This is a genomic window from Rubripirellula amarantea, from assembly GCF_007859865.1.
Classification (GTDB): Bacteria; Planctomycetota; Planctomycetia; order Pirellulales; family Pirellulaceae; genus Rubripirellula; species Rubripirellula amarantea.
The window spans coordinates 1316502-1338956 of the sequence record NZ_SJPI01000001.1; the positions used below are offsets into that span (position 1 = coordinate 1316502).

14 protein-coding genes are annotated in these 22455 nt (G+C 54.1%); 6 read left to right on the forward strand and 8 right to left on the reverse strand.

Annotated elements, in window-relative coordinates:
• Positions 1-115 precede the first annotated feature (115 nt).
• Positions 116-1450, forward strand: a complete 1335-nt coding sequence (locus tag Pla22_RS04770; RefSeq protein WP_146513597.1) for an MBL fold metallo-hydrolase RNA specificity domain-containing protein — start codon at positions 116-118, stop codon at positions 1448-1450.
• A 51-nt stretch (positions 1451-1501) separates the two neighbouring features.
• Positions 1502-2797, forward strand: coding sequence for an NAD(P)/FAD-dependent oxidoreductase (locus tag Pla22_RS04775; protein ID WP_146513598.1), 1296 nt, complete (start codon positions 1502-1504; stop codon positions 2795-2797).
• 21 nt (positions 2798-2818) lie between these two features.
• On the opposite strand, the gene Pla22_RS04780 is transcribed toward Pla22_RS04775, so the two are convergent.
• The 3 genes from Pla22_RS04780 to Pla22_RS04790 form a co-directional block, all read right to left on the reverse strand.
• Positions 2819-4390 carry a polysaccharide biosynthesis/export family protein gene (locus Pla22_RS04780; RefSeq protein ID WP_146513599.1) on the reverse strand — a complete coding sequence of 524 codons (1572 nt, stop codon included), beginning with the start codon at positions 4388-4390 and terminating at the stop codon, positions 2819-2821.
• A 122-nt stretch (positions 4391-4512) separates the two neighbouring features.
• Positions 4513-6288, reverse strand: a complete 1776-nt coding sequence (locus tag Pla22_RS04785; protein ID WP_146513600.1) for a hypothetical protein — start codon at positions 6286-6288, stop codon at positions 4513-4515.
• A gap of 344 nt (positions 6289-6632) precedes the next feature.
• Positions 6633-8195, reverse strand: a complete 1563-nt coding sequence (locus tag Pla22_RS04790; protein WP_242631798.1) for a family 16 glycoside hydrolase — start codon at positions 8193-8195, stop codon at positions 6633-6635.
• Between the two features lie 176 nt (positions 8196-8371).
• Between Pla22_RS04790 and rlmKL the strand changes: the two genes are divergently transcribed.
• Positions 8372-10594, forward strand: coding sequence for a bifunctional 23S rRNA (guanine(2069)-N(7))-methyltransferase RlmK/23S rRNA (guanine(2445)-N(2))-methyltransferase RlmL (gene rlmKL / locus Pla22_RS04795; RefSeq protein ID WP_261343141.1), 2223 nt, complete (start codon positions 8372-8374; stop codon positions 10592-10594).
• A gap of 96 nt (positions 10595-10690) precedes the next feature.
• Positions 10691-11692, forward strand: a complete 1002-nt coding sequence (gene hemB / locus Pla22_RS04800; protein WP_242631800.1) for a porphobilinogen synthase — start codon at positions 10691-10693, stop codon at positions 11690-11692.
• Positions 11693-11735: 43 nt separating this feature from the next.
• Here the strand turns inward: hemB and Pla22_RS04805 are convergent, their stop codons facing one another.
• Positions 11736-12554 carry a glycoside hydrolase family 16 protein gene (locus Pla22_RS04805; protein ID WP_146513602.1) on the reverse strand — a complete coding sequence of 273 codons (819 nt, stop codon included), beginning with the start codon at positions 12552-12554 and terminating at the stop codon, positions 11736-11738.
• 784 nt (positions 12555-13338) lie between these two features.
• Here Pla22_RS04805 and Pla22_RS04810 point away from each other — a divergent pair.
• Positions 13339-13998, forward strand: coding sequence for a class I SAM-dependent methyltransferase (locus Pla22_RS04810; RefSeq protein WP_146513603.1), 660 nt, complete (start codon positions 13339-13341; stop codon positions 13996-13998).
• A 13-nt stretch (positions 13999-14011) separates the two neighbouring features.
• Here Pla22_RS04810 and Pla22_RS04815 read toward each other — a convergent pair whose 3' ends face one another.
• The 4 genes from Pla22_RS04815 to Pla22_RS04830 all read right to left on the reverse strand — a co-directional run bounded on the left by Pla22_RS04815 (position 14012) and on the right by Pla22_RS04830 (position 20471).
• The gene (locus tag Pla22_RS04815; RefSeq protein WP_146513604.1) at positions 14012-14491 is read right to left on the reverse strand and encodes a hypothetical protein; all 480 of its coding nucleotides are present in this window, start codon (positions 14489-14491) and stop codon (positions 14012-14014) included.
• Positions 14452-15408 carry an HD-GYP domain-containing protein gene (locus Pla22_RS04820; protein ID WP_146513605.1) on the reverse strand — a complete coding sequence of 319 codons (957 nt, stop codon included), beginning with the start codon at positions 15406-15408 and terminating at the stop codon, positions 14452-14454. The genes Pla22_RS04815 and Pla22_RS04820 overlap by 40 nt, the downstream gene beginning before the upstream one ends.
• 273 nt (positions 15409-15681) lie before the next feature.
• Positions 15682-16740 carry an NAD-dependent epimerase/dehydratase family protein gene (locus Pla22_RS04825; protein WP_146513606.1) on the reverse strand — a complete coding sequence of 353 codons (1059 nt, stop codon included), beginning with the start codon at positions 16738-16740 and terminating at the stop codon, positions 15682-15684.
• A 176-nt stretch (positions 16741-16916) separates the two neighbouring features.
• On the reverse strand, positions 16917-20471 hold the full coding sequence (locus Pla22_RS04830) for a serine/threonine protein kinase (protein WP_146513607.1): 3555 nt from the start codon (positions 20469-20471) through the stop codon (positions 16917-16919).
• Positions 20472-20685: 214 nt separating this feature from the next.
• Here Pla22_RS04830 and Pla22_RS04835 point away from each other — a divergent pair, with 214 nt between their 5' ends.
• Positions 20686-22287, forward strand: coding sequence for a glycogen synthase (locus Pla22_RS04835; protein WP_242631801.1), 1602 nt, complete (start codon positions 20686-20688; stop codon positions 22285-22287).
• Positions 22288-22455: the final 168 nt, after the last annotated feature.

Sequence of the window (22455 nt, forward strand, 5' to 3'; positions counted from 1 at the left end):
GCGGACACGTTTGGTCAATGACTCACGGGCCGTTTAGAATGCGGTTCGCGTTTGGTAATCTGTAACGAAAAGTCGGGTGCCGACTTAACTGCCTTTTCCCGATGGATTGCCACTCATGAAACTCGTTCATCACGGTGCCTATGACGGTGTGACGGGTTCTTGCCATGAGCTATTCATGGATTCCAAGCGAAGTCTGCTAGTGGATTGCGGCATCTTCCAAGGCAACGACGCCAAGAAACATCCCAACCCAGAAATTGAGTTTCCCATCGGCTCCATCGAAGCGATGCTGCTGACTCATGTGCACGTCGACCACGTGGGCCGATTGCCGTATTTGATTGCGGCCGGTTTCGACAAGCCGATCTATTGCTCTCATCCAACCGCACGGTTGATGCCGCTGGTCATGGAAGATTCGCTGAAAATCGGATTCACACGTTCGCGCCACCTGATCCAAAAATTCTTGAAGCAAGTCCAGCGACTACTCCGGCCCATCGACTATCACGTTTGGGAAACGATCGGAAGTGGATGGAAGATTCGCCTGAACCCCGCCGGTCACGTCCTCGGTTCGTGCATGTTCGACGTCGAACTACCCGATCAAAAGCGAGTCGTGTTTTCCGGCGACGTGGGTACTGGTACGGATCCCTTGCTACGAAAACCAGCGTCACCCGAGCGAGCCGACTTGTTGGTGCTCGAAAGCACTTACGGTGATCGTCTTCATCCATCACGCGAAGATCGCGGCGCGACATTGGAACGTGTGTTGCGACGAACCCTTGACGACAAGGGCGTGACAATCATACCGGCGTTTAGCTTGGGGCGAACTCAAGCCTTGCTGTTCGAGATGAACCAAATTTTCGAACGACTGCAAGCCAGCGACGGCCAATCGCTGCTTCATCGTGTGGATGTGATTGTTGATTCACCGTTGGCATCGCGCTACACGGAAATTTACAAAGAGATGAAACCTTATTGGGGCGAAGAAGCGCAGACGGTTCTTGAAACCGACGACCAACCACTTGTATTTGAAAACTTGACCACCGTCGGCAACCACCGTGAACACCGTGACACGTTGGACTATGTCAGCGACCGCAAGATCCCAGCAATTGTGATCGCAGGTAGTGGCATGTGTACCGGTGGACGAGTGGTCAACTACCTAAAGCGTTTCCTTAACGATGAGACCACGGACTTGGTCTTTGTTGGATATCAAGCGGGCGGCACCCCTGGAAACTTTCTTTCGCGAGGCAGCGAATGGGTACGTTTAGACGGACGCCGATACGAGGTTGCCGCCAAGGTACACTCCATCACCGGCTACTCGGCACACGGTGACCAAGCAGACCTGATCGAACTTGTCGAGAACATGTCCGAAAAGCCTGGTGAGATTCGTTTGGTCCACGGCGATTATCAACCCAAGCAGACGCTAGCCGAGAAACTTCGCCAACTAGGCCATACGGTTTCTTAGTTCTGCATTCTTCGCAATTACGTTCTTCGCACTTCGGCCTTTTCTTATCTCATGTCGACCAACCCTGATCGTCCTATCGTCATCGTCGGTGCTGGCTTGGCCGGTTTGTCTTGTGCGTTGAAGCTAGCCGAGGCCGGACGTGCCGTCACCGTGCTCGAAGCGAGCAATCGTGTCGGCGGTCGCGTCCGTACCGATGTGGTCGATGGCTATACCTTGGACCATGGTTTCCAGGTCTTGCTAACGGCTTATCCCGCCTGCCAACAATTACTCAACTACGACCAACTTGAACTCCGCAAATTTGACTCCGGCGCGTTAATTCGCAACCAAGGCAAGTTCACCACGCTCGGCGACCCTTGGAACCGTCCGATGGATGCCATTGCTACGGCGTTCAATCCGGCGGGCACCTTGCGCGACAAGTTGAAGATCGCCAAGTTGCGGCACCAGGCTCGCAAGTCGTCTCTCGAACAAATCTATTCAGGCCCTGACCAACCGACTCTCGAGTTTCTAAAGAGCGAAGGCTTTTCGGATGCGATGATTCACCGATTTTTCGAACCTTTCATCGGGGGAGTGTTTCTGGATGAGTCGCTTTCAGTCAGCAGCCGTATGTTTCAATTCGTGTTCCGTTTCTTTGCGGAAGGTGATGTTGCGATTCCCGCGAGAGGCATGTCGGCGATTCCACGTCAGCTTTGCGACAACCTTCCCCGCGGAACCGTTCGCCTGCAAACGAGCGTGACATCCATCGCTGGTAGTTCCGTATGTCTTTCCAACGGCGAAAAGATCGAGGCAGACAAAATCGTGGTGGCAACTGAAAGCGATGCGGCTGCGAGACTAACAGGAATGGAATCGCTAAAGACTCAGTGGAATCGCACGACCAACATCTACTTCGCAGCGGACAACATCCCCAGCCAATCCAAAATGTTGATCCTGCGCGGCGACGAGACCGGTCCAATTCAATCCGCTACGGTGATTAGCAACGTTGCCCCAGAGTACGCGCCACCGGGCAAAGGCTTGATCTCGGTTTCACTAGGATCCACCGACGATGACGACGCGAACAATAAAAAAACCTCGCACGAGAACAATACTTCGTGCGAGGTTCTTGATAGTGAAGTCCGCCAACAACTCGCCGCGTGGTTTGGTGAATCTGCGAGAGGTTGGCGGAGACTTGCTACTTTCCAAATTCCATTCGGTCTACCAAACCGAACCCTTGATCCTATCCTTCGATCAGTTCGGGCTTCCGATCATGGAGGCCCAGAACATCTATTTATCTGTGGCGACTACTGCGAAACCCCAAGCATTCAAGGTGCGATGAACTCGGGATTGCGTGCCGCCGCGGCGGTCTTGGCCTAGCAAGACCGCCCTTCAAGACAACTATCGCGTGATCGTATCACCGAGGTTGTACGTCGCCGAGATCGGGATGACCCCGTAGATCCCTTCGGTGAACACCTGACGCACGAAGTTGTCGAACAATCGAATCGGTGTGCTCGGCAAGATGATGACGTCACCGTCGCGAATCCAAATTTCGTCGCGAGGATGAGCTTCACGGCCTAGAATCGCACCTCGAACATCGACAAGTGTCGAGATTAATTCCCAGTTGTCACCACGACGGAAGATTACGACTTGTCGCAAGTTCGCACCCGGGACATAGCCACCAGCCATCGCGATCGCTCCGATCACGGTGGTCGGAGTGTTGTCTAGGTTATAGCGACCCGGCTGACGCACTTCGCCAAGGACGAAGATATTGTGTGCCGCTTGCGATTGAAGCGACGGTTCAACTTCAAGACCACCGACGATTCGGTCGTATCGAAGATTGATTTCTTGCTTCAGTTCGTCGAGGGTTAAACCTTGAGCTTGAACGGCCCCAATCTTAGGCAACCGGATTTCTCCGGCGGGAGTGATCGTTTGTTGGATCTGTTGAGGATCGAATCCCCCCGCACCACTGATGGCCTGACGGATCTGTTGGGCTGCGTTTCCTGTGTTGACGGGTGTGACATCGATTGCCGGTTCAGGATAGAACTCCGTGTACTTCTCTTCGAGGACTCCGCGAAGTTGGTCGATGGTTTGGCCAGCGGCGTAGACTTGGCCGATCAATCGAAGCGTGATCGTGCCGTCGGGCTGGATGCGTAGTCCCTTTTCGAGGCTACCACGAGTCAGTTCCTTGTCCGCTTCGGATTCAATCAATAGTTCATCACCAACGACTAATCGGTAAGAACCCTCGCTCTTCATCGCTGTGATAAGAAACGTCATTTGAATCGTATCGCCGGTGCGAAGGCGGTATTCGGCGACGCGGTGAGTGCGAGCAGGACCGGCATACTCGCCGGGACCATACACGCTGAACGGCGCATCGTATGGGCATTGCCAGCACTGACAATCATCATTGCACTTCGGCCCTACGCCAAGCTTCATCCCCGCCCCGCCGATCATGCCTTGGCCATTGCGGTCTGCACAAGTCATGCACTGACCACATTTGCACCCACTCGAAGACATGGGAACCGAAGCGGTGTAGTGCATCGTTGCCGGTGCGTACTGCGTCGTGGACATTGAATAGGTTTCCGCCGGCGCGGGCTGTCCGGTTGTCGGCGCAAAAGATTGCGGACGAGGATGAATCGCTTGATAAGATCTTGGTGCTTGCGACGGCGTGTCTTCTTTCGCAGGCACTTCTAACTCTTCATCGCTTCGTGCATCGAAGTCATTTTCCAACTCGTCGGCCACAAACTTGGTCGAAGTGCTTGGCGGTGGAAGGTCTTCCATCACGTCGTCGTCATCGGAATGAGCTACCAAGATTCCGACATCGTCGAGCATGCCCGGATCGAATAGGGGCTCGTTGGTGGCATAGGTCGATGCGTAGGAAGGCACTTCGGCAGATGAGTTTGGAAGCAGGCTAATGCTGAGCGTGATCAGCATCAGCGCAGCGCAAACGCAACGATTGTTGGGGAGGAACATCGTTAGACTCTCGAGTTTTGCGACCGTCCGGTACGACGATCGCGGGGGAAGGATTGTCAGGGGATTGGAAAGGTGGAAGACGAACAGGAGTTGGATTGGGAGAGTGGGCGTCGTTGGATTGGCTATCGCCGACCAAAGGAAAACAGCGATCGAAAGCCAACTCGATTCTTGTTCAGTTCCTCGTGCTCGGTGGAGTCCGAACCTTGAGAACCGTTTCGTTTCGTTGACGATTCGCCGGAGGAACCCTTCGTGTTGTCGGGCGACATCGTGGCGGGAGTCGGCCGGTAGCTAGCCGCGAATTCACCAGGCGGCAACTGCCTTACCGGAGTGCTGTCAACGAGCTGGGGATCATCGAGGGCGTTCAGGCACTGGCGTGCCAGCGCCACATTGCCAATGCGTCGCGATGCCTCTAGCAAAGATTGGTATCCGTCTCGCGTAGGGCGGAGAGCGACGCTGCGTTGAAGTGATTCAACTGCCTGGTGGGCGAGTCCTTGCTGCAACAGCGTTTTGCCGTACTCGCGATGAACTCCCGGACTGTTGGGTGCCACTTCGGCTGCGGCGCCTTGGTAGGTTAGGCAAACCGTTACTGAGTGCGCGTCGAATTGATCTGGCATTTGCTTTTCAATCAAGCCAAGCAACAGCATCGCTTCGGCGGCCAACGGTGAACCGGCACTCGCAGTGATCAAGTGCTTGCGAGCGACATCCAAATAGATCTCGGTTGCCCTTATCGACGAAATAGTCGTGAGGTCTTTGTTCTTCAACGACTCTGTTTCATGCACCGCGACCATTCGTTGCATCGTCCGTGTATCCACGTTTCCGACGATCCCACCAAAGTCCTTCGACTCGCGAATTGCAGCCAAGGCAACCTGCAAGTCACGCATGTGCTGATTCGTACCTTGCAACGAATCCTCGACGTCAATTGCCAAACGCAAGCCTTCATGAGCGTACTTGCGAGCGGAATGAGTGGCCCGACGTTGGAGCCTCGAACGCGCATCACGCAACGAAATCGCGGATAGTTCTCGCAATCGGTTCGCATGAATTGCGGCTGTAATATTGGGCGTGCCGGACTCCAGCAACGATTCGTTTGGCTCTGGCGGCTCGAGATTCTGCACGGCAAACATCTCGAATCCCTGATTGCCCGCCGCCCTTCTGGCACGGTCGTCAAAGGAGAGACTAGCGTCATAATCTTTCTCTGAGATTGCGTCGATCATGCCATTCAAATCGTCGCCCGTGCTTGCTGATCGAAACCCTGGATTCTTAATGGTCAGGGCATCTTGTTGAACAGGATTCCCAGCGTGAAAGACTTCCATGGATGGCAAGGGAAACAATGCGTCTGTGTCTTCGTTGTGAAGCGATAGCGAATGCGCATCAGCTTTCACCTGCGGTTTCTCTACTCGAACCATCTCGGCAAGCGACTCAGGTGCAATGTACGGACGCATACTCTCGGACGTCTGCTCAATCACCGGACTTACCGGTGGCAGCGAGAAACTGTTCTTTGGCAAGTTTCCAGCTGGATCATCGACCAAGAAGCTTCGTAGCTGTGGCGGTGCGGTTCTTCTAGCGTGAACCTCAACGGGCTTGGATTCGCTTTTTTTGTTATCACGAACTTCGATCATCTCGATCGGGCTCGGCGGAGCGACCGGCGCGGACGGCGACGCCGTTGCACTTCCACTAATCAAGTCAGCTAAGGTGGCTCCGGTTTGCGCAATGGTTTCGGTTCGCTCAGCTACACCTGAAACGTATTCGGGCGAGCGAAACGAAATCACATCGGATTCAGGCACGGCCAAAAGCAGGTTGGAATCGAACTCGGTAGCCCCTGCCACGCAGGAACTGCAAGCGATTATCGCAGCGAGCGTCAGTCGCCTGGAAGGCTTGTTGGTGGAAGTGATCTTGTCCATGGGTCTCATCGGGGGAAGATGATGGAGGGACCTGCTCATCACAGCCGTGCGACAGGTGCTTGGGGGAAGTATCTGACTGATCGGCGCACGTATCTATTGGTGGCAAACGAATTCGCTTTTGAATTCATAGCAAATCCGATTGAACACCCCCCACATACGATGATCGAGTTTCGCGCAAGATCGGGCGCATCCCTGACAGGTCGGTCGCGCGACACAGGCGTCACACGCCGAACAGAATTATTGTCCGGGGCGGCGCATTCAGAATAACCCGATCATCAACACGCGTAATCAAATAGATCGCGGCTGATGAAGAGTTCAATAGAAGTCAAGCAGAGGTGCCAGCACTACTCCGACGCAAGCTCGCGCACTCGTAAATCTCGCCAACGAACTTCAAATGGGCCTTGATCGTTTCCGATCGAATGCACTTGAAGACCCACAAAGCCGTTGCGACTAGATTGATCGTCCACAACGTCGGCAACTGCCGTTCCATTTACCCAAGTTTGGATACGCGGACCGCTTGCTCGCACAATGTATCGGTTCCATTGGTCATTGTTGAACGCATCAGTGACAGTCCGCTCCGCGGTAATCCAATTGCGGCCTGTTCCTTCGCTGTATACATATCCGGACTCTCCCGGCGCCGACTCAATTTCGATCTGCGGTCCATGGACACGACCGTTCTTGAAATCCGGCTTACTCTGCGATCGAATTTGAACGCCACTGTTGAGACCGCCATCCACTTTCACTTCGAACGTGAGTTCGAAATCCGCGTAGTTTTTCTCCGTGCACAAAAACGAGTTCGGACTTCCTTTGGCTGTCTTGCCGACGATCACCGCGTCTTCAACTCGGTAAGTCGCGGTACCGTTCTTTTGAGTCCAACCCGATAGATTCGTGCCATTGAAGATGGCAACCCAATCTTCACCATCCAAGCTTGGCATAGAGACGCTATTACCGATTGCGTTCTGATCGCGTTCGGAAGCGTGCTCGGCTGATAATACTTCGGGGCTGATCGGATCAAACGTGACTTGGCCGGTCGCGGCCCACTGGGCACCTCGCACCAATGTCTCTTGAAATGCGATTCCCGTCATTGCTTTCGCATCATGACCAAGGGTCGTGTGAAAAATACGCCCTGCACCGAAACGAGTCGTCATCAAAATCGGTTCATGCTGTCCCGTGCCACCGGTTTCTGGATCGCTGAAGGCGGTCGCTAGCACATGCAAGTTTTCCGCCGGACCGCGAAGCTCCGCGTACAATTCATCCTCGGTTTGCAAGAACTTCGTTGGCAAACCTCGCGTGATCGAATGATCGGGATCTCGAACTTCAACCAAGAATGGATGCCGTTTGCCGTGCGATCCACCGGGGCCGGGAGACCTATCTCGCACAATCCTTTGGACATCTTCTTGCCATCGAACATAGGGACCATCTTTCTCGTTTCGGCCGCCCCATCCGCCCACACCGACCATTCGGTTATAGGCGATCCAGTCGGGGAACGCGTTGTCGGCTGCGTGAACTGCGACAAATGCTCCACCCCCAGAAACAAAATCAACAAACGCAGCTTTCGTTTCTTCGCTCCAAGAGGGTCCGTTGTAGTTGGACAGAATCAGATCGTAGTCGGTGAATGCGGGCGAGAACGTTCGACGCTGCTCTTCGTCTTCCGGGGTCGTGACAACCTCAACGGTGAATTTGCCGCTCTGCTCGAGTGTTTTCTTGATGATTGGCGATGTCACCTTCCAATCATGCCAGGGGTTTTCGCCATCAATGATCAATACCGAGATTATCGGTTCCGGGGTGGCAGCCTCCACTGCTGGTTCATCCGCACCGGTAGTGGGTAGCAGCAGCACGTCGGCCAAGAATAGAGCGGCTAAGACCGAAGAGACGTAGAGGAGGTAGTTGCTTCGCATGAATGACATCAACTTCGTGACAAAAGGGACTAAGCTACACAAACGCTGGCTCAACCAAAACGCTTTGGCATTGTATCATCCATAGCTGCAAACGTCTGGTTCTTCGGACATCAATTTGCCCGACCTAGTGTCTGTTTTCACATCGCGATCAAGGAACCTCGCTCATCTCTGAATCCTTTCAATTTATCGCCGCCTGCGCCTTCGGACTCGAATCCGTCGTGCGCCGGGAACTGGAATCACTCGAGATCGAGTCTGTAATCGCATCGTCGGGCAGAGTTCACTTTCAGGGCGATTGGCAAACGCTGATGAAAACGAACTTGTGGTTGCGAACGGCAGACCGCATTTTGTGGCAAGTCGCCAAATTCCGAGCGGATGATTTCGACGCCCTTTTTGACCAAACCATGGCGATCACCTGGGGTGATATTATCCCCATCGACGCCCAATTCCCGGTGACGGGGCGAGCGATCAACTCTCAGCTCTCTAGCGTTCCGGCAGTGCAACGCAGCGTCAAACGAGCCGTCGTCAACGCAATGCAACGAGATCACCATTCCACCGAGCTTCCCGAAACAGGTGCCCTCTACAAAATTGACATTGGCTTACTCGACAACGAAGCCACACTGACCATTGATACCACCGGTCGCAGCCTGCACGCTCGAGGATATCGCACCGATATTTCGCGAGCACCGTTGAAGGAGACCCTTGCCGCGGCGTTGGTCCAGTTAAGTTACTGGCAAGCAGGCCGTCCATTGATTGATCCTTTCTGCGGCAGTGGCACGATTCCAATCGAAGCCGCGTTGATCGGCCGCAAGATCGCTCCGGGAATCAACCGCGAGTTCGTGTTTGAGTCTTGGCCGACGTTCGATAACACCATTGCAAGTGATCTGCGATCCGATGCCGTCAGCGGACAGTTACCTGCTTTGGAAACGCGACTTTTGGGCAGCGATATTGATGGTCGCGTATTGCGAGCAGCCCGCGATAACGCGGTTCGCGCCGGTGTCGATGCTGACGTTCACTTTGAACAATCAGATGTCACCAACGTCAGCAGCCGCAAACGGTTCGGATGCTTGATCACCAACCCGCCGTATGGACATCGCATCGGAGCTGATGAACCACTCCCCGAAGGCGGTCCCAAGTACCGTACTCGCAGCCAAGAAAACCGTACGCTTCGACCCCATAGCCGCGAACTTGACGATCTCTATTCAAGTTTGCCGGATGTATTCCGACGCTTACCCACGTGGTCGCACTACGTCCTGACCGCCTATCCACAATTTCAATCGCTCGTCGGTCGCGACGCCGATCGACGGCGGAAGCTGTACAACGGCCGCATTGAGTGCACGTATTACCAATTCCATGGTCCCAAACCAGTCGTTGAAGAACGCGAACATGACGACAAAGTCGAAACGCTTGTTCATGCGCAAGGCGAAGCAGCCTTTGGTGGCTTATCAGCGAAATCTCGCGAGCAAGCAACGCTGTTCGCCAGTCGGCTCAGAAAACGTGCGAAGCATCTTCGTCGTTGGCCAACCAAAAAGGAAATCACTTGCTTCCGTCTCTACGAGCGGGACATTCCAGAAATTCCTCTTATCGTAGACCGCTACGAAGATGAATTGCATATCACCGAGTATGAACGTCCGCACGATCGAAGCCCAGCCGAACACGCCAATTGGCTTGAACTGATGGCTAAGACCGCTGGCGAGACTCTCGATGTGCCAGCAGCAAAGACGCATCTTAAGACTCGCCTTCGCCAACGCGGCAAACGACAACACGAGAAGGTAGCCGATACCAATCATCGCATCGAAGTTCGCGAAGGCGGGCTGAAGTTCCTGGTCAATTTGCAGGACTACGTCGACACCGGCTTGTTCCTCGACCATCGCAATACGCGATCAATGGTTCGTGACGAAGCCAAAGGCAAACGCTTTCTAAATCTATTTGCGTACACGGGTTCCTTTACTGTTTACGCAGCCGACGGAGGTGCGAAGTCCACGACCAGTGTGGACCTTTCGCGCAGCTACCTCGATTGGGCATGGGAAAACATGCGTCTTAATGAATTTGTTGGTAATCAGCATCGTTTTGTCACCGAAGACATCCGCGAGTTCATTGACACTCACGCACCAGGCGAGGCCTACGATTTGGTCGTCCTTGATCCGCCAACGTTTTCTAATAGCAAACGAACGGAACAAGATTGGGATGTCGCCCGTGATGCGGTGCCGTTGATCAAGCAGATCATGCCGCTTGTCAGTTCCGGTGGCGTGATCTACTTCTCCACCAACTTTCGTCGCTTTAAACTCGATCCTCAAGAACTGCTTTCTGGTCCAAATCCTTGCAGCGCGATTCACGAGATCAGTCGCCAAACCGTCCCCGAAGATTATCGCAACCAACGAATCCATCGTTGTTGGCGCATCGTTAAGTAGCGACCTGCCCCATTCAAAACATCGACCGAGCACCTAAGATAGCGAGGTCGGCAATTCGCTTTCGCCATTCCGTCACCTTTCGACTCGATACCGACCATGACTCAATTTGCTCGCGGCCCCTTTCCCGGCACTCGTATGCGTCGAACTCGCACGCACGATTGGTCACGACGACTTGTTTCCGAATCAATGCTTTCAGTAGATGATTTGATTTGGCCGTTGTTTGTCATGGACCAAACGGGTCGACAAAGTGTAGCCAGCTTGCCAGGCGTGGATCGCTTGGGAACCGACCAAGTTTGCCATGAAGTGGAACGCGCGGTGAACACTGGGATTCCCGCGATTGCGATCTTCCCCGCCACCGATGCATCATTAAAGACCGAAGATGCCAAGGAAGCCATTAACGCTAACAACCTTGTTTGTCGAACGGTTGCTGAAGTCAAAAAGCAGTTTGGGAATTCCATCGGTGTGATATGCGACGTAGCACTCGATCCGTACAGCAGTCACGGGCAAGACGGTTTAGTTCGCGACGGATATGTGATCAACGATGAAACCGTCGATGTGCTGTGCCAACAGGCCATCGTGCAAGCTCAAGCCGGCTGCGACATCATTGCCCCAAGCGACATGATGGATGGACGCATTGGTCGAATTCGTGAAGCCCTTGATGGATCCGGGTACGAACAAGTCCAGATTATGTCCTACGCTGCGAAGTACGCTAGCGCGTTTTACGGACCGTTTCGTGACGCGGTGGGGTCATCTGGCAATCTAGCCGGTGGCAGCAAGGCAACCTATCAACAATCCCCCAGCCAAACCGATGAAGCACTTCATGAGGTCGCGTTGGATTTGGCCGAGGGTGCCGATAGCGTGATGGTCAAACCGGGCATGCCGTACTTGGACATCGTCCGTCGCGTCAAAGACACCTTTGCCGTGCCGACCTTCGCCTACCAAGTCAGTGGCGAATACGCGATGATCAGCGCCGCAGCCCAAAACGGTTGGCTCGATCGCGACAAGGTGGTGCTAGAAAGTCTGCTCGCCTTCAAACGCGCCGGAGCTGATGGCGTCCTCACCTACTTTGCACTAGAAGTCGCTGAGCAACTCGGCTAATCCACTCTCCCATGAGCCGAACGCAGTGGCGTCTTTTAAAACGTCAGTCTGCCAATGGGGTGAACCGGAAACTGTGAACAATCAGTTCCTGTATTTTGCCGTCGCTGGGAACCGGTTCTGGCTTTGTTTCGTTGAAGATCCAAAAGTTGATCATCAGTTTTTCGTCTAAGTCTTTCGGAATCACCGGACCGGTATACTGGACGCTTGCCGGCTTTCCATGGTTCTCGTTAGATCGCTGTTCGATGATCGGGTCAGACGGGTTGGCTTGCCCGGCGACATGACCGTGAAAGCTGGACCAGCGAATTTCGCGAGGACGCCACGTGAATCGATGCGTGGTTTCGTTGCCCGATAGCGGCTGATAAAAGCCATGACTTGGCGATTGAACATCCGGGTCATGAGTGGTGAAAAAGAGATTGGCATCCCCCCAGGCTCTCGTCATTTCGATGTCAATTTCGTGAGGTGTATCGGGTACGTCGTTGCCAATGATGCCGCCAGTCTTCCTAGCGACGCTAGCAGGTGAGATGTAGGTGAACAGCCCCACAACGGAGTTCTTCGCCAACGTGTCATAGCGCGACGAAAGCTCGAACTCATAAGTTCCGTAGGTCAACGAATCGACCAACATTACTTCTGCGCACACCCATTTCCCGGCGGCGTTTTGCGTGATCTTCAAATGCAAGTTACCGTCATCATCGATAAAGATGTTCTGTTCTTCGTCAGACCAAAGGTTCTTCCCGGGTCCCATGGTGCGGTCGCTTGTCGGACGCGTCCGCCATTGGTAGCCACTCCATTGAAACTCCTTTGCCACCGCAAAGTCTGCCAGCAAAAGAAGAACGATTAGGCATTGGCTTATCAACTTCAACATTGAGTATCCCTTTGAACGTTTGCTCTGGACCGCCTAGACATTCGCAACTTGCGCAACATTGACTCCTTGCGCATCATCAACTCATTGTACACGTCGCCCGCTATGCCGCCTTAGCGCGACACATCAGTCACCAGGATCATTCTCCACGCACACTTCCCAAGCCGCGTCGACTTTATCGTTTGTCAGTCAGCCTTCTTTGATGCGAAAGCTTCCTCGTAACGTGTATCCAAGCATCGTTCACCTTGCGACCGGTGTAGACGAGACTAAATTCCAATGCTTTCGGGCTGAGCGTTCCAACCTCTCTCGATTCTTGCGACTCCCAGACTGACGCATCCAAGACTGTTGGTTCCACCAAAACCTCCGCCGTCACCCCTAGCCGTGGAGAGGTGGTCGTCGTCACCTCATGTGACAGGCCAGTGGTCCGACCCCGGAGCCAATCAGACTTTGGTTATCCAATCAAACGATACCGATTCAATGACGGGACTGGCCGGATACTCAGGCACGGGTACAGACGGTGCCTGTGCGTTGCATGATGCGGCAACCAGGGTTCGTGCCAACGCTGTTGCGATGCGACTTCCAATGCTGACCGAGGGCGAAACCGATAGGCGGTCGAGTCGGTTCGAATGACGATGACGGCGATCACATTGTTGAGCAATCACCGGAAGCTGCTAAACTCAGCGACCCTTCGATCGCATTCTAGCGCTGATCGCCCACTGTTATGCGCGGAACTACATCCCTTGCTTGTTATTCGCAAGCAACCAATGACCTGCTCGGCTGACATCTTATGAAAAACGCAGCAAATCTGACTTTCCAATGGCACTGGGAACCCACCATGATCGCAGGCCGCGAGTGCCCTTTGGCCGTCGCGTCAGATCCCGATGGGATGTTGATCGATGCTTGCGAGCGTCAAGATGCGGGTGAGGAAGGCGTGATTGATCCGTTCTGGGCAACGACTTGGCGAGCTGCATCGGGACTCGATCGTTTTCTTGACAACTACTCGCTTGAGGGCGTCCGTGTCTTGGAAGTCGGTTGTGGAACCGGGCACGCTGGACTTGCCGCGGCCATGCGTGGCGCTGATGTGACACTAACCGATGGCGTGGACGATCCGCTTGATTTGGTACGTATGAGTGTCGAAAAGAATGGTCAGGACTGCACCGTCAAACGGCTTCGGTTTGGCCAAGACACGATGGAAGGTGAGAAGTTTCCGCTCATTCTCGGAAGCGACGTAACGTACCTGCGCGTGTTATGGCCACAACTCGAAGAGTGCTTTGAACAGCACTTGGCCGATAACGGTGAAGTGCTCTTGAGTGATCCGCATCGCATCATCGGGAACGAGTTCCAAACTTGGATTGCGGACCGACCTTGGAACTATGAAGCTCACAAAGTGACACTGGATGATGATGTCAATCATCCTATTCGAGTGATGCGTTTAACACGAAAGTAACGCCCGCACTGCGTTAGCTGCAAACGTCCTGGTTGCTCGGCGGCGCCGCGATTGCGGGGATGGGGATACCGAATGCTTGCGGACTTGGATCGTGCTGTTTCATCAGAGACGCGCCGATTTCGTAGCACTTGCTGGTGATGCGGCGAACTCGCACCACTTTTAGCTGCACCCAGAAGGTGGGCAGTGCGACTCGAACTGTTTCCTCGGGATACAATTCAACCGAACTTAGGAAACCCGTACCAGTTCGCGAAAAGTCACGCGTGTACACGCCAACTGGATCGGTCGTCCGCGGGCAGAAGGGCAACGTTTCTTCAAACCACATCAAGCCGTGCGTGCGAATCTTCAAACGCATGTTGTGGCGATCATCTTCGCTGTACGAGGGCACTTCGCCTCGTTCATCAAAGAAGCTCTTCCATTCGACCGGGAGTTCAATGGTCCACCCGACCGACTGGATCAATTCGCTAAGTTGCGTTGGATAATCGAAGTCCAACATTCCAGCATCTCCATGTCGAAGGCGGTTCCACTATCACGACGCAAAACCGCGATGGCTTTGGTGTGCGTCATGGGTGAACGGTAAGGACGCTGACTTGTCAGCGCTTCGAAAACATCAACGACTGCACACAACCTTGCCCAAGGGTGAATATCGACTTCGGTGCATCCAACCGGATAGCCTCGTCCATCAAGGCGTTCGTGATGCTGATAGGCCATCAAGATTTGACCTTTGGTAAGGTCGGTCCGATGAGCGAGACGACGAAAGCCAATCACCGGATGCAGCTTAATTTTTCGAAACTCGGCTTCTGTTAGCTTGCCGGGTTTGCAAAGGATCTCTTCTTCGATCTCAAGCTTACCAAGATCGTGCAACAGACCTCCCGTGGTGATCTGCTCGATTTCTTCGCGTGAATAACCCAGTTCCGCTGCGAGAATTCCTGAGTAGAACGCGACGTTGGCCGAGTGCGTGAAGGTTGCGTAGTCGTGGTGCAACACTTCGAACAAATCGCTGGCGGCGAACTCGTCCTTGGTGATGATATCAGTCGCAAGCATCCCTAGCTTCTCGGCCGCGTGAATGGTTTTGTCAGTGTCAGGTGTCGAGAATGCCGATTGAAGGACATCGCGAACCACCTCACTAAGCGCCCCGGCGCGAGCGGCGACCGGTACATCGTCTTGACCTCCACTGGTCGCTAGCTTTCGCAAGTATTGCTGGTAGGCGTTGCGTGATGCCTTAGATATGAATAGCCGGTGGACCCCGCGATTTCGAAGGCGGCTTAGATCTTCAAGCGTTAGCGGATACTCAGCACCTCGGTAGAGCTTGTATCGAGAGGATTGGGACTCTTCTTGATACAAGTCCAGACCTACCACTTCCGTCGGCAACAAAGTTGCAACGCTAATCGGAATGTAGTCGACTTCGGTCATGGTCAAGGGTCGCTAGTGGAGGCAGTACGGAAAGACCCGGAGTCTTCCCAACCAAAACTAGGACGCAACTTGCGCCGAACTGCACGTACGCGAAGAAATCTTCAATCCACTTGGCTTTACGTGCCCCCCGCCGTATCTCCATCGTTACGAGCGTCATAACCTGCATGCGCGGCATCACTTTGATCGCAAGTGATCGGTTTGCAAACGTGCACTATCGGAGGGAGATGTCGCCGTTTTCGATCGAAATGAGTTGAAACCACGACATGCAGCGAGTTAAACCGAGGCTGACAGTTTCTGCTCTTCCGAGGCAATCATCTGAGAAAGGATCTCTTGAAGTGATACACGGATATCCCAATCGGGATAGTCGCGGCGCAGCTTCCGAAGATCGCTGATGTAACAAATATGGTCGCCCTTGCGATTGTCTTCGCCGAGCTTGAAGTCGATCTTATAGCCACCGATCTCTTCAATCATCGCGATGCACTCGAGCACGCTGGCTGCATTTTCGCGTCCGCCGCCGATGTTGTAGACCTCACCGGGACGCGGGTTCTTCGAAAACGCTTCGAAGGCTTTGACCACGTCGCTACATTCGATCTGATCGCGAACTTGCTTTCCTTTGTAACCAAAGATGGTGTACGGCTTTTTCGCTACGGCGACATGAACGAGGTAGCTCAAGAAACCATGCAGTTCAACTCCGCTATGGCTGGCACCGGTCAGGCACCCACCGCGAAAGACACCGGTTTTCAAGCCGAAGTACTTTCCGTATTCCTGGGCCAACACATCCGCGGCGGTCTTGGATGCACCAAATAACGAATGCATCGTTTGATCGATTCGGCAACTTTCAGAAATGCCGTGGTAGTCGTCCTTGCTCGCGTATTCCCAGCGAGTTTCGAGTTCATCGAGCGGTAACTCGTTTGGCGCATCGCCATAGACCTTATTCGTGCTCATGTGACAGAACACAGCGTCGGGAGCAAATTGTCGAGTCGCTTCAAGTAGATTAAGTGTGCCGTTGGCGTTGACTTCAAAGTCAAGGAACGGGATGTCGGCGGCCTTGTCATGCGAGGGCTGAGCGGCGCAGTGAATGATCAAGTCTGGCGTTTCGTTCTTGAACAGATCGAGTATCCCATCACGATCACGAATATCGAGCGATACCGTGCGGAAATGGTTCGTCTCCTGCTCCAACCGCGATTGATTCCAACGCGTGCTTCCATCGGGGCCAAAGAAAGTGGCCCGCATGTCGTTGTCGATTCCGATCACCTCGTCGCCCAATGCGTCCCAATGACGTACCGCAGCGGAGCCAATCAAACCACTTGAACCAGTAACAATAACACGCATGACAGGGCCGTCGAATGAAGACAAAAGCGGGAAACCACAGCACCGACGGATCAAACGTTCACGATTCGCGGTCGATGAGCCCCGATTGTAATTGCATGATTTCCCCCTCAAACCCCCTCGTGGCAACTCTGACCAAGAATCCGAGGTACTAAGGATGTTCTCGCAACCAAGCCGCCCTAGGGAGCGACGAACTCCTTTGGAACTTCGTAGCGGTCCCGTGCCGCCTGTCTCGTGGTGATCAAAATCCGATCGCCCGACGAAGAATCTGATGTTTCGGACGCTTTCTCAACCACCCAGATTAGTGCTTGTCGCTCGTCGGCCGGACCGGTCGATGACTTGTCCGGATTAGCTAGCACAACCAAATCGGTCAGGATCGCGCGAAGAGGAACGTTTTCTTTTTTGAAGTCACGTATGGATTGATTCTGGGTGATTCCCATCTTTTGCAGATCACCGCCCACGATCTGAATGGTCGGAACCGCGCCATCAGGCAATCCACTGGCGATCGAGTCGGCCACCAACTCCATTGCAGCCTCCAATGATTCTTGGCCGAACGAAACACTCAAAGGACTTGCCAATATTTCGTCGATCGAAAGAGCCTTTGCCATCGCGGTTGTTTCATTCGCAGAAAGTTTTTGACCCTGCGGCGTATTCATCGCCAAAAGCGTCGCCAGGCTCAACTGAGAGACGGCCAGCTGCGGCAAGTAGATGTTCGCGGTCGCCGTTCGATCAGCGACGCCGACTCGGGCTTGTTGTGCAACAAACTTCAACATCGCAGGCAACTGCTGGGCCAACAAACTCCATGATTCACCAAACTCAGTGGTAGAAACAAAACGGTCCGCCCAATCCGGCCAACCATTGATTGAATCTTGCATCGTTCGACTCAATGACGCTTCCGTGATCGAACCGCTCGCAGCCAATCGCCACTCGGCATAGAACTGCGGCTTCGATTCGTTGTCGCCGACAACATCAACCATGACTAGTGCCGCTGAAGTATTAGGGATCAATAAACGGCGCAGCGGTTTGGAAAGTTCCGGCATTGATTTCGCCAGCAACTCACGTCCGTCCGCGAACAGAAAATTGGAGTTCATTAAAACGCAAACATCACAACTCTCTCGCGTCGCTCTCCACAACGACCTCAGTGATCTTGGCAACGGAATCGTTTGCCCCTCGATTGCCGCGACCTGAGTGATTTGCTCAATCGACCCCAATGCAAATCGCTTCACCGATGAATCGTTCGTGTTACCGTCCGTTGCCCCCTCGGTTTGACCCACATCAAAGTAGTACGCGTCAGAGCCTTCGTCGTCGCCGACATGAATCTTCATGCCAGCTCGAGTACGAGCTTCAGAAACACCAAAGCGTTTCATTAGCTCAGAAGCTGGGACGGCCTCGGTCAGAGTCACCGACAACGTAACCTCTGGCACCCCGGCTAGTCCTGGATGAAACGCGGCTGCAATTCGAGCCAATCGGTCGGCTGGTATTTGAACTCGCTCGACGGCTTGCCGCAGCAAATCGGCAAGCTCGGGAATTGTGCCTTGAACCGTGGAAATGAAGTCTTCGCCGTTTTGAGCATCGCTAAGATTGACCGAGACGATCATTGCCGGACCAGGCGGCAACATATCTAACGGAGCCGGTTCAGAATCCCATTCGTACGGCGGCACATAGAGCAAACGTTCGTCTTTGACGACTTGGAAGCTTGCCGGTCTTTCGTCTTCACGATCGATATTCGGATCACTAGTCGAAGCTGCCTTCGCTTTCGTGATCGCCGCCGATCGAGATGACACGGACGGAATCACATCTGGTAGGGGAGGCCGAGTGCGAGCTTGACGAATGACCGGTTGCACGGGATCGACAATCGCTAGGTAGGCAACTTGAAACACGACAATCCCCGCCAAGCCCGCCAAAACCCACGGTGCCAAATTGCGACGCTTAGGGCGACGCGGGCGGGCGGACCGAAGGGGTGCGGGTGAAGTCGACGATTCTACAACGGCTTTCCCAACCGATTGATCATCGGGTTCGTCTTGAGGCTCGCGACTTGGTTCGTTGCTAGATGGCTGGGGCTGCGCCGAATCGGGCTTGGTAGTGGGTGCCTGGGCAATCGCCGATTCAACTACGACGGGTGCGTCAGTTTCGACCGGTTCCGATTCGGAGTCATGCTGACCCGAAGAAGCGTGCGATGACGACTTTTCTTGAAGACGATCGTCAACATGATCGGCTGCAACTAACTCGGTGTCGACATCAATGCCCGACTGCTTATCGCTGTCTCGCGCTGGCTCGATCGACGTCTTCGCTCGATTCTCAGCTTTTGAATCAGACCGCTCGTGGGGTGTCGGCTCTACTGGTGTCGGATTTTTCGAGTTCGGCTTCTTCGTCGTCGGGTCTTTGGTCGCGGAGTCGCTAGTCGCGGAGCCACCAGTTGCGGAGTCGCGTTTTGAAGGGGCTTTCGCTACTGGGACTTTGGCGATGGGTGTTCTAGTCGTGGGCTTCTTTGTCGTAACCAAACCGGTCGCAGCGACTTGTTTCTTCGCCCCATCCTTTGAGCGACCAGATTTCTTCTCAGGCTTATCGTTGGAATGCCGCTTGGCCGGATGCGGTTCAACCGGACGCTGCTCGACTTTGGCAGTGTCGCCAGAGCTGTCTGATTCAATTAGCCCCTCGACTACGTCAAGAGCGTTGGCAAACTGTTCCACGTCCGCAAACCTTGCCTGGGGATCCTTCGCCAAAGCGTAGGCAAGCACTCGAAAGAACGGATCGCCGGCCTCCCCTGCTTCGATAGCCGTCGATACTTCGCTGGGCATTTCCGTTTGGTGTCGATGAAACTTTGCGGCCGCATCACCCCCATCGAGCGTCGGTGCTCCCGTTGCAATCCTGTACAGCAAGCACCCCAGCGAGTACAGATCCGTGCGAACATTAGGCGAGAACGACTGGGATTGAGTGACTGCCGCCAAACACTCCGGTGCGAGGTAGTGTTCTTGTGGTTCCAACTGACGAAACCAACCACCGCTGGCCTCGACCACGTCGCTGGCTTCAATACTGCCTGGTCCCGATGGATCTCGCAGCAGGATAACCTTCTCGTCATCCGTCACCCACACGCGATCGGGCCTAACGGCGCCATGATAAAGAGAGTGTTCATGCAACACGGAAAGTGCAGTGGCGATTTGCTTTCCAATATGGACAGCAAAGCGTCGATCGACATGGCTCGATTCGACGAGATGGTCTCGCAGTAATCGTCCTTTAGGGAGCGGGCTGAAAACGGCCACATACTCCCCCACCATCTCGGTTTGATAACGCTGCAGCGAATCGGCTTGGATTGCGGCATGTCGATCAAGCCATTCGTTCCCCGGTCCCGTACGCAACAAGATTCCGTCACGCAGGCTCTCCTTGGGAGCGTTTAGCCATCGCGCGGAGGCAAAACTTTGGAAGGGCACGGGCGCCTTGGGATCGCGAATCACAAACGAACCCACAGCCAATGACGTCGGCGGGTTCGCCAGAACACAGTCTCGTTGAAACGGTGTCAGTTCGCCGGTGCTAAGCAAGAATTGGGTGACTTGTTCCACTTCACGCGGGGGCGAACCACCGTTGGCTTCGCGGAAACGCTGTGCGATCGCTTGGCAACCCTGGGCGTGCGTGATCCCCGTACGCACTAGGCGTGTCCAAAATTCGCTCAGTTCGATCGTCATTCCAGCCAAACGAAACCCGGGAAGTAGAAACTCAATGAAAAACGGCGAACTCAACGCGACGACCCCAACGAACGCTTTCCCGCCCTCATAGTTTAGCTGATCGCACTATTCACGCCGACATCACTACAGAAACCGTTTCCCCGTTACTGTAGTGGAAGTTTTGACAGGCTTCGTGTGGCACCCTTGTGTGGTGACGACCGCGATCGCCTAGTAAACTCGCTAATCTGTCATCTCATCGCCCGAGTCGTCCTCTCGCTGCATCGCAATCTTGAACATCATTTATCTGACGACCGAAGCCGTCCCGCTCGCTAAAACGGGAGGGCTAGCCGACGTATGTGGAGCTTTACCTTCTCGGGTGGCCGAACTTGGTCACCGTACGGGCATCATCATGCCCGCGTTTCGAAGCGTCCATCAATCGGGACTGCCCATCGAAGCAACCGACATCAGCTTCGCTATCTCGCTGAGTCCTAACCGTTTGGTCGGTTGCCGATTGCTAAAGACCACGATCCCCGACGGCAATGTCCCGGTTTGGTTGATCGACCAACCAGTCTACTTCGATCGCGATTCGCTGTACGGCACTCCTGCAGGTGACTTTCCCGACAATGGGGAGCGATTCGTGTTCTTTTGCCGAGCAGCAATGATCGCGATCGAGCGCATCGGATGGTCGGTCGACATTGTTCATTGCAACGATTGGCAAACCGGATTGGTCCCGGCGCTGATGAAAATCAACGCAGATCAATATTCTTGGATTCGCCCGTCCAAGGCCGTGGGAGCCGGTTTGTTGGCAAGCGCCGGTCGCCCTTCGCCAACCAGTTCATCGTCCGGATCTTCGCCCACCAACCAGCACGTTTCTGATCAGCCTTCCAAATGGGGAACAAGATCGGTGATGACGATTCACAACTTGGCGTACCAGGGGCATTTCCCCAAAACGCTCTATCCGATGATCGGAGTCGATTGGCATCACTTTCACCTTGAAGCGTTCGAATACTTCGACGAGGTCAATTTCTTAAAAACAGGAATCGTGTCCGCTGACATGATCACCACGGTCAGCCCACGATACTCCCAGGAAATCCGCACTCCTCAACAGGGCTGCGGTCTCGATGGTGTGCTGAGACACGCATCGGATCGAGTCACGGGAATCATCAACGGAATTGATACAAATGTCTGGAACCCTGAAACCGATCCACATCTTTTTCAAAACTACAACACTGAGGATTGGCAAGAAGGCAAAGCCGCCAACAAGCTCGCGCTGCAGAAGCGATTTGGGTTGTTGCCGTCCAAGGACGTTCCGATGATCGGTTTGGTTGGGCGACTGGCCACTCAAAAAGGTTGGGACTTTATTTTGCCGGTCTTACGACGCCACGTCGAAGAATCCCGACCGTCCCAATGGATCGTCCTGGGCAGCGGTGAAGCGCCATTCGAGAAAGCGTTAAAGCAACTTGAACTCGAGTTTCCCGGCAAGTTCGCCTTGCACGTCGGTTTCAGCGACGCTTTAGCACACCAGATCGAAGCCGCCAGCGACGTCTTTGTCATGCCAAGTCACTACGAACCCTGCGGGCTCAATCAACTTTACAGCTTGCGATACGGAACCATTCCAGTCGTGACGCCCACGGGCGGTTTGGCAGATACCGTCGTTGACTGCACCGAAGAAACGCTTGCGATGGGTACGGCTACCGGTTTTCACCTTCGGGAAAACTCACCCAAAGGTCTCGACGATGCCATCGGTCACGCGTTGCACCTGCGTTACCACAACAATAGTGCTTGGTCCCAAATGGTTCTTAGCGGAATGCAACAGGACTGGTCATGGGGCAAAAGTGCGAAAGAGTACGTCAATCTTTACGAGCGAACTCGATCCCTTAAATCCAACTGAAGTAAAAGCAAACTCTGTAGATATTTTGACTTTTAGATTTTCAAAGAATCCCATGACTTTTGAGTAAAAATTCAGTATGCTCGGGCAAGGCCTCCCCCGCTAGGGTTTGCTGAACCCTCCAGACAGTCGCCAGCCAGACCACCCTGGCCAACGCACAACGCGAAGGCC

What these genes read in the sequence shown, in the direction of transcription:
- Pla22_RS04770 (WP_146513597.1), top strand. Translation starts at nt 116, where the DNA reads ATGAAACTCGTTCATCACGGTGCCTATGACGGTGTGACGGGTTCTTGC.
- Pla22_RS04775 (WP_146513598.1), top strand. Translation starts at nt 1,502, where the DNA reads ATGTCGACCAACCCTGATCGTCCTATCGTCATCGTCGGTGCTGGCTTG.
- Pla22_RS04780 (WP_146513599.1), bottom strand. Translation starts at nt 4,390, where the DNA reads ATGTTCCTCCCCAACAATCGTTGCGTTTGCGCTGCGCTGATGCTGATC.
- Pla22_RS04785 (WP_146513600.1), bottom strand. Translation starts at nt 6,288, where the DNA reads ATGGACAAGATCACTTCCACCAACAAGCCTTCCAGGCGACTGACGCTC.
- Pla22_RS04790 (WP_242631798.1), bottom strand. Translation starts at nt 8,195, where the DNA reads ATGTCATTCATGCGAAGCAACTACCTCCTCTACGTCTCTTCGGTCTTA.
- hemB (WP_242631800.1), top strand. Translation starts at nt 10,691, where the DNA reads ATGACTCAATTTGCTCGCGGCCCCTTTCCCGGCACTCGTATGCGTCGA.
- Pla22_RS04805 (WP_146513602.1), bottom strand. Translation starts at nt 12,554, where the DNA reads ATGTTGAAGTTGATAAGCCAATGCCTAATCGTTCTTCTTTTGCTGGCA.
- Pla22_RS04810 (WP_146513603.1), top strand. Translation starts at nt 13,339, where the DNA reads ATGAAAAACGCAGCAAATCTGACTTTCCAATGGCACTGGGAACCCACC.
- Pla22_RS04815 (WP_146513604.1), bottom strand. Translation starts at nt 14,491, where the DNA reads ATGTTGGACTTCGATTATCCAACGCAACTTAGCGAATTGATCCAGTCG.
- Pla22_RS04820 (WP_146513605.1), bottom strand. Translation starts at nt 15,408, where the DNA reads ATGACCGAAGTCGACTACATTCCGATTAGCGTTGCAACTTTGTTGCCG.
- Pla22_RS04825 (WP_146513606.1), bottom strand. Translation starts at nt 16,740, where the DNA reads ATGCGTGTTATTGTTACTGGTTCAAGTGGTTTGATTGGCTCCGCTGCG.